The following is a 7,931-nucleotide window of genomic DNA, read 5'->3' on the forward strand; positions in this document are numbered from 1 at the left end:
GGGAGCCGTCTGATCGTGGTGCCACCGCGTCGTTCCGAACGTATCCTCATGCGGCGTTCCGTCATTGTATCGGGCGGGCTGCATGTCGCGCTGCTGCTTGCCGTGCTGTTGCGGATGCCGGTGCCGGTTCCCAAGGAGCCGCCTCCGCCGCCCACGATCGAGATGGAATTCGCGGCCGATACCGGCACGTCCACCCCGCATAAGGGCGACAGGCCGGCGCCCAAGCCCGCCCCGGCGCCCGCGCCGGTCAGGCAGGAGGCACCACCCGCGCCCACCCCGCCCGAAAAGGCGCCCAATGAGGAAGCGGCCCCACCGCCGCCGCCACCGCCGCCCATGCCGCCACCGCAGCAGGCGCCCAAGCCCGTGCCCGACGCGCCAACGCCGCCGCGTGAACAGCAGCCCTCGCCCGATGCGGTGAAGCTGCCGCCCACGCCGCCCAAGGCCGCGCCAGCACAGGCCCATGCCCCCGTGCCCCCTTCGGCCCAGCCGGACCCGACGGCCGCACCCAAGGTGCAGGAACACTCAAGCACGACGCAGCCCAACGAGGCGAAGAAGCATGTGCCTGATACGCATTCCCTGCTGGCCACGCTGGATTCCTTCCGCGCTGACCAGAAGCAGACCCATCCGCCCAAGGCGCGGCCCAACCCGCAGCAGGGTGGCGCCCCTGATGGCGGTGGAACGCCGGATGGGGACATCACCAGTGCGCTGAACGCAACGCAGCAGAAGGCGATCGGCAATTCCGTGCGCCGCTGTTATTCGGAAGATACGGCTGCGCGTAATTATGCCCAGTTCGTGGCGCATCTGGTTGTGACAGTGGATGAGACGGGCACGGCACGCCTGGTGGAATTCGCCCCCCAGACGCAGGCACAGATGGCGTCGGACCCGTCCTATCGCGCACTGGCGGAACGTGCGCGTGATGCGGTGCTCAGCCCCACCTGTGCCAAACTGCCCATTCCGCAGAATCTTCTGGGCCAGACCAGGCAACTGAAATTCGTATTCCGTCCCTGAGAACAGGTGGACGAAGACGGGGAGATGAAAATGACATCAAGCGTAAAGCCTTTGATTCCAGATGATGATGCCGACCGGCTGGCCGCGGCCTTTGGCCGTCGTGGTTTCATGGGGGCAGGGGTGGCCGGTGGCCTTATGGCCACGCCGCTGTTCGCCGCGGGTGCTGCCCATGCACAGGCTGGCGATGCCGAAATCACGGTGGACCAGGCCCGCACCGCGCCCATTCCCATTGTCCTGCCGTCGCTGGGCAGCGGTGTCGCGCAGCAGATCACGGATGTGATTTCCGCCGATCTGGCCAATTGCGGCCTGTTCCGTCCCATCAGCGCCAGCATGCCGCAGGGCACGCCCGATTTTGGCAGCTACAAGTCCATGGGCGCGCGCGCGGCCATGACCGGCAAGGTCATGGACCAGGGTAGCAGCCTGCGGGTGGAATTCCGGCTGTGGGATGTCATGACCGGCAAGCAGATCCAGGGCACGGCCTACACCGCGGCAGCCCAGGACTGGCGCCGCATTGCGCATGTGATCGCCGATGTGATCTATGGCCGCCTGCTGGGTGAGCAGGGATATTTCAATTCCCGCATTGCCTATATTGCGCGTTCCGGTCCGCGGGCGCGACAGATCACGCGGCTTGCCATCATGGATCAGGACGGGGCGGACAGCCGTTACCTGACCAACGGGCAGTGGTTGACGCTGACGCCGCGTTTCAACCCGGCAAATAGTGAACTGGCATTCATGTCCTATGCCAACTACAGGCCGCGTGTTTACCTGTTCAACCTGAATACCGGACAGCAGAGGCTGCTGGGTGACTTTTCGGGTATTTCCTTTGCCCCCCGTTTCGCCCCGGATGGACGTTCCGTGGTCCTGTCGGTCACGCGTGGCGGCGGGTCGGACATCTATACGGTGGACCTGACAACGATGGCGCGGCGGCAGATCACGTCATCCGGCGCGATTGACACCAGCCCGTCCTACAGCCCCGACGGGTCGCAGATCGTCTTCAACTCCGACCGTGGTGGTTCGCCGCAGCTTTATATCATGAGTGCCGCAGGCGGCGACGCGAAACGGATTTCCTATGGCCGCGGGTATTACGGGTCCCCGGTCTGGTCCCCGCGCGGTGACCTGATCGCATTTTCGCGCATTGCCAACGGCAGCTTCTCGCTGGGGGTCATGGCGCCTGATGGAACGGGGGAGCGGATCCTGACGCAGGGCTTTACGGTGGAAAGCCCGACTTTCTGCCCCAATGGCCGCGTGCTGGCTTTCTGCCGCCAGAGTTCGGCGGGCAGAAATGGTGCCGGATTTGCAACAGGTATCAATACAATTGACATTACCGGCTTCCATGAACGGGCCCTGCCGGCGGGCAGCGCCTCCGATCCGACATGGTCGCCGCTGAATAAGTAATTCTTTCAATATGTTGGACAGATAATATTCCGCTACCTAATCATTTAGAAAATGGCGGGTATGTGTTTGTCCAACATTGACTGTGGCCGGGTTTTACCTCTATGTTGATGGCGGTTTCCAGCGATCGCGAGTTTCTGTTGGACAGTTTGTTTGGCAGGGCGCAACGAGACTCGGGACCGTTCTATATTTAAATCCGGAAATTCAACAAATGGTTTCAAGAAATGAAACCGATCCAGGATCAAAAGTAATGAAACTGAAGCTTCTTGGTGCGGCCGGCATGGCCCTTTTTCTCGCTGCCTGTTCCGATCATGCGAACAAGAACGTGAACACGGGCGCCGCCACGCAGCAGGTCGGCCCGACCCCGGGCAGCGAGGCTGATCTGGTCGCAACCGCGGGTGACCGCGTGCTGTTCGCGCTGAACCAGAACACGCTGTCAAGCGACGCGAAGGCAACGCTGGACAAGCAGGCTGCCTGGCTGGCCAAGTACCCGCAGGTACACGTGCAGATCGCTGGCAACTGCGATGACCGTGGCACGGAAGAATACAACATCGCGCTGGGTGAGCGTCGTGCCAATGCCGCGCATGACTATCTGGTGGCGAAGGGTGTCGATGCATCGCGCATCACCACCATTTCCTATGGTAAGGACCGTCCGACCGCTGTTGGCGATGACGAAGCATCCTGGGACCAGAACCGTAACGCCATCACGGCGGTACAGTAAGTTTCTGCCCACGCTTTTGATGGCGTGACAGTTATGGAACCGGCCGGGCGCTTATCGCTCAGCCGGTTTTGTTTTAGGTATGCATGTCTTGTGTTTCAAAGGGTTTGGTCCATGCAGTCTGTGATGTCATGTTTCCTTTCGGTCCCCCTTCTGTGCCGGCGGTGGGGCAGGGTGGGCGTGCTGGCCGGTGGGGTCTCGCTGGCAGGCATGGGGCTGGCGCAGGCTGCTGGTGACAATACCCTGACCCTGCAACTGCTTGACCGTGTAAACGCACTGGAAGAACAGACGCGGGAAATGCGTGGCCAGATCGACCAGCTGACCAATCAGGTACAGCAGCAGAATGCCGCCCTGAGCAAGCAGATCGGTGACATGGACTTCGCCATGCAGCATGGCCACGGCGGCACGGGTTCCAGCACCGTTGCCCCGCCCGCGACCACCGCCGCCCCGGCAGCCAAGCGCACGCCTGATGATGTGCTGAAGGCCGGCAATGACGCGTTGCTGAAGCAGGATTACGCCACGGCGCAGGCTGATGCGCAGCAGGTCCTGTCCGGCCCCAAATCCCCCCGGCAGGTGGATGCCCAGTACCTGCTGGCCCAGTCGCTGGCGGGGCAGAAACAGTACCGTCAGTCGGCGCTGGCCTATTATGACGCCTATAACCGCGCACCGCACGGGCAGCGCGCGCCCAGTGCCCTGCTGGGGGTGGCGGCGACGCTTGTGGCGCTGAATGACAAGGCATCGGCCTGTCAGGCGCTGGACAAGCTCTCCAGCGAATTTCCCGAACCCGCCGCCCGCATCAAGTCCGCCGAACAGGTTTACCGTAAACGCGCCAAGTGTAGCTGACCTGCGAGAGGGCGCTGGTGCTTTCGGCTGAACCCGTCGATCCGTCACGTTTTGCCACCATGATGGCGTCCCTTGGCCCATGGCCGGGCCAGGGCATGCCCGTGGCGGTTGCGGTATCGGGCGGGGCGGACAGCATGGCGCTGGCCATCCTTGCACGGCAATGGCGGCATGACGTGATGGCACTGGTGGTCGATCATGGCCTGCGTGCCGAATCCCGGTCCGAAGCCGTGCAGACCCTGGCCCGGCTGTCCTCGCTTGGTATTCCCGGTCGCCTGCTGACCCTGACGGGGCTGGCACGTGGCCCCCGCATGGCGGAACGTGCCCGGCGCATGCGCTATCAGGCCCTGTTCGCCGCCTGCCGGGAAATCGGGGCACTGGACCTGCTGGTGGCCCATCATGCGGGGGACCAGGCTGAAACGGTCATGATGCGCAGGCGCGCCGCCAGTGGTGATGACGGGCTGGCGGCCATGGCGGTTGCGACGCCCGTGGCGGATGTGCGCATTGTCCGGCCATTGCTGGGCGTTGCCAAGTCTGCCCTGTATGCCACCGTTCGCGCGGCGGGGGTGGCATGGGTGGAAGATCCATCAAACCATGACCTGCGTACCGAACGCGCGCGGGCGCGGCAGGCGCTGGCCCATGACGGGACGCATGCCACATGGTTGCTGGCAGCGGCCCGACGCGCGGGGGCCGGGCGCATGGCGCATGATGCGGCGGATGCGCAATGGCTTGCGGCCCATGCACGGTTTCATTGCGGGGGATGGGTGGTGCTGCCTGCGGGGCTGGCGCCCGCAAGACTGCTTGCCGCCCTGATCCGCGTGGTTGGTGGACGGGATTACCCGCCCGGGCATGAGGCCGTCGGGCGACTGGCCCATGCGCCCCGGCCTGCAACTCTGGCGGGGACGGCCATCATCCCGTGGCGCGATGGGCAGTGGATCATCGCGCGTGAGGAATCGGCACTTGCCCCACCCATGCCAGCCCGCGCGGGAGATGTCTGGGACCGGCGGTTCATGCTGCGGGCCCATGGCCTTGCGCCGGGGTGGATGATGGGGGCGGCGGGTGCCGTGGCATCATGGTGGCCTGCCGGCTGGTCGCGGTCCGTCTGGCCCGCGCGCGTGTTGCGTACGCTGCCCGCGCTGTGGCATGATGGCCGGGTCATGGCCGTTCCGCATATGGGACTGCGCACGCAGGATTGCGCGGCCGATGCGGTTTTTGTGAACCAGCCACCCCATCCCGTGCTGCCCGGGGCCATGTTTTATGCGCCCGATGGCAGGCCTTGCTGATCCATTGTCATAAAAGGTGGTGGATTGGGGGTGTGAATGTCCCTTGATCGTCCTATGTATGATAGGACGTAGTGAACGTGGCGTCTGTTCGTCTGCCCGCGTGGGGTGATGGCGAAGGGGCCAGCGGATGGAACAGTAGGCAAGATGAACAATTTCGGCCGTAACCTGGCCCTGTGGGTTATCATCATCGTCCTGTTGCTGCTGCTGTTTAACGTTTTCCAGCCGGGAAGCGTGCAGCACGCATCGCAGCAACTGGCATATTCCGATTTCATCGGGGACGTGAACAGCGGGCATGTCCGGTCTGTCGTGGTGCAGGAACATAACATCACTGGCACACTGACGGATGGCACTTCGTTCGACACGTACGCGCCGCAGGACCCGACCCTGATTTCCCGCCTGACGGAAAAGGGGGTGGAGGTTGCGGCCAAGCCGCTGGAAAGCGACACCAACCCCTTCCTGCGCTACCTGATCAACTATGCGCCGCTGTTGCTCATGGTGGGTGCGTGGATCTTCATCATGCGCCAGATGCAGTCTGGTGGCGGACGCGCCATGGGCTTTGGCAAGTCGCGTGCACGGATGCTGACCGAAAAGCAGGGCCGCGTGACGTTTGACGACGTGGCGGGCATTGATGAAGCCAAGGGCGAACTGCAGGAAATCGTCGACTTCCTGCGTGATCCGCAGAAGTTCACCCGCCTGGGCGGCAAGATCCCCAAGGGCGTGCTGCTGGTTGGCCCTCCCGGCACGGGTAAGACGCTGCTGGCCCGCGCCATCGCGGGTGAGGCGAACGTGCCGTTCTTCACCATTTCCGGTTCCGACTTCGTTGAAATGTTCGTGGGTGTGGGCGCGTCGCGTGTCCGTGACATGTTCGAACAGGGCAAGAAGGCCGCGCCCTGCATCATCTTCATTGACGAAATCGACGCGGTGGGCCGTCATCGTGGCGCGGGCCTCGGCGGCGGGAATGATGAGCGTGAGCAGACCCTGAACCAGATGCTGGTCGAGATGGACGGGTTTGACAGCAATGAGGGCGTGATCCTGATTGCCGCGACCAACCGTCCCGACGTGCTGGATCCCGCCCTGCTGCGTCCCGGCCGCTTTGACCGTCAGGTCGTGGTGCCCAACCCTGATGTGGCAGGCCGTGAAAAGATCCTGCGTGTCCATATGCGCAAGGTGCCGCTGGCATCTGATGTGGACCCGAAAGTGATCGCCCGTGGCACGCCCGGTTTCTCGGGTGCGGATCTGGCCAACCTTGTCAATGAAGCAGCCCTCATGGCCGCCCGCCTTGGCAAGCGTACCGTCGCCATGCTGGAATTCGAGAACGCCAAGGACAAGGTGATGATGGGGGCCGAGCGCCGGTCCCTGGTCATGACCGAGGACGAGAAGAAGATGACCGCCTATCACGAAGGTGGCCATGCCCTTGTCGGTATCCTCACGCCCGGTTCCGACCCGGTTCACAAGGCGACCATCATTCCGCGCGGCCGTGCGCTGGGCATGGTGATGAGCCTGCCGGAAAAGGACCGTTATTCCGAAAGCCGGTCATGGTGCATCGGCAAGCTGACGCTGGCCATGGGCGGGCGCGCGGCGGAGGAAATCATCTTTGGCCCCGACAATGTCTCCACCGGGGCGTCGGGTGACATCAAGATGGCGACCGATGTGGCCCGCCGGATGGTGACCGAATGGGGCATGAGCGAAAAGCTCGGCATGGTGGCCTATGGTGGCAACGGGCAGGAAGTGTTCCTTGGCCATAGTGTGACCCAGAACAAGAACGTGTCGGAGGAAACGGCCCGCGAGATCGATAACGAGGTCCGCAAGCTGATCGACGCCGCCTACGACCGTGCGCGTAGCCTGCTGCTGGAACATATTGACCAGTTGCACCGTCTGGGTAGTGCCCTGCTGGAATATGAAACCCTGACGGGTGAGGAAATCCGGCAGGTGCTGCGCGGCGAGAAGATCGAGCGGGTGGTGGTTGACGACCCGATGCCGGAAAACCGGCGTCCGTCCGTGCCGCCTTCGGCTCCCTCGGCCCCGGTTGCGCCGCTTCCTGCGCCAGAAGGTGGCGGTGGGGTTGGTACGGCGCCGGCTGGTTAGGACATCTGATCCGGACGGAAGAATGTGGCGGGGTGGCCCATGGCTGCCCCGCTATGTTTGTATCTGGGCCATAAAAGATTGTTTCCAAATAATCTTTTGATAAAAAAGCAATAAAAATTTTTGGCTGCCGCTTTTTTGACAAAAGGCGGCATGCCCGGAAATATTCTGGAAAAAAGCTTTACTACAGACGCCCCTGGTATTTGCAGCACGACACCCGCATTGACAGATGATGATGAACGACTGGTTGATTGAACCCCTTGGCCTGCTGCATGGGCCTGCCGCCCGACAGGCTGTAACGGCCGGGCTGGCCCGCTGGCTGGCAGGCGGACCATCAGCCTATACGCTGGCGCGGTTATGGGGCGGGGAGGAAGACGGACATATCGTGCCTGCCTGCGCCATTCCCGCGCAATGGGCACAGGTTGCGGACCGGGTCAGCGCGCCGTTTCCCGATGCCGGTCTGCCGTCCGGCCCGCAGGTGATGGGAATCATCAATGTCACGCCCGACAGTTTCAGTGATGGGGGACGGCATTATCATGCCGTGCCCGCGCTGGAGGCCATACGGGCGATGTATGCGGCCGGATGCCGGATTGTTGATATCGGCGGTG

General features: G+C 63.2%; 7 protein-coding genes. All 7 read left to right on the forward strand.

Translation table 11 applies throughout. The features are described 5' to 3' along the window. Nucleotides 1-15: 15 nt before the first annotated feature. On the forward strand, nt 16-1,008 hold the full coding sequence (locus tag GEU01_RS04280) for a hypothetical protein (RefSeq protein WP_010509103.1): 993 nt from the start codon (nt 16-18) through the stop codon (nt 1,006-1,008). A 30-nt stretch (nt 1,009-1,038) separates the two neighbouring features. Next, nucleotides 1,039-2,403: a Tol-Pal system beta propeller repeat protein TolB gene (gene tolB, locus GEU01_RS04285; RefSeq protein ID WP_026018493.1), complete on the forward strand. Its 1,365-nt coding sequence runs from the start codon at nt 1,039-1,041 to the stop codon at nt 2,401-2,403. A gap of 247 nt (nt 2,404-2,650) precedes the next feature. Then, nucleotides 2,651-3,121 (forward strand): peptidoglycan-associated lipoprotein Pal, encoded by a 471-nt coding sequence (pal, locus tag GEU01_RS04290; RefSeq protein ID WP_019085076.1) that lies wholly within the window; start codon nt 2,651-2,653, stop codon nt 3,119-3,121. A 111-nt stretch (nt 3,122-3,232) separates the two neighbouring features. After that, the gene (locus GEU01_RS04295) at nt 3,233-3,961 is read left to right on the forward strand and encodes a tol-pal system YbgF family protein (protein WP_010509122.1); all 729 of its coding nucleotides are present in this window, start codon (nt 3,233-3,235) and stop codon (nt 3,959-3,961) included. A 17-nt stretch (nt 3,962-3,978) separates the two neighbouring features. After that, nucleotides 3,979-5,241: a tRNA lysidine(34) synthetase TilS gene (tilS, locus tag GEU01_RS04300; protein ID WP_019085077.1), complete on the forward strand. Its 1,263-nt coding sequence runs from the start codon at nt 3,979-3,981 to the stop codon at nt 5,239-5,241. A 144-nt stretch (nt 5,242-5,385) separates the two neighbouring features. Then, nucleotides 5,386-7,326, forward strand: coding sequence for an ATP-dependent zinc metalloprotease FtsH (ftsH, locus tag GEU01_RS04305; protein WP_019085078.1), 1,941 nt, complete (start codon nt 5,386-5,388; stop codon nt 7,324-7,326). A gap of 232 nt (nt 7,327-7,558) precedes the next feature. Continuing rightward, on the forward strand, nt 7,559-7,931 hold a 373-nt coding region (locus tag GEU01_RS27710), incomplete at its 3' end, for a dihydropteroate synthase (RefSeq protein WP_456303507.1).

Source organism: Komagataeibacter europaeus LMG 18890 (assembly GCF_000285295.1).
GTDB lineage: Bacteria > Pseudomonadota > Alphaproteobacteria > Acetobacterales > Acetobacteraceae > Komagataeibacter > Komagataeibacter europaeus.

What these genes read in the sequence shown, in the direction of transcription:
- tolB (WP_026018493.1), top strand. Translation starts at nt 1,039, where the DNA reads ATGACATCAAGCGTAAAGCCTTTGATTCCAGATGATGATGCCGACCGG.
- pal (WP_019085076.1), top strand. Translation starts at nt 2,651, where the DNA reads ATGAAACTGAAGCTTCTTGGTGCGGCCGGCATGGCCCTTTTTCTCGCT.
- GEU01_RS04295 (WP_010509122.1), top strand. Translation starts at nt 3,233, where the DNA reads ATGCAGTCTGTGATGTCATGTTTCCTTTCGGTCCCCCTTCTGTGCCGG.
- ftsH (WP_019085078.1), top strand. Translation starts at nt 5,386, where the DNA reads ATGAACAATTTCGGCCGTAACCTGGCCCTGTGGGTTATCATCATCGTC.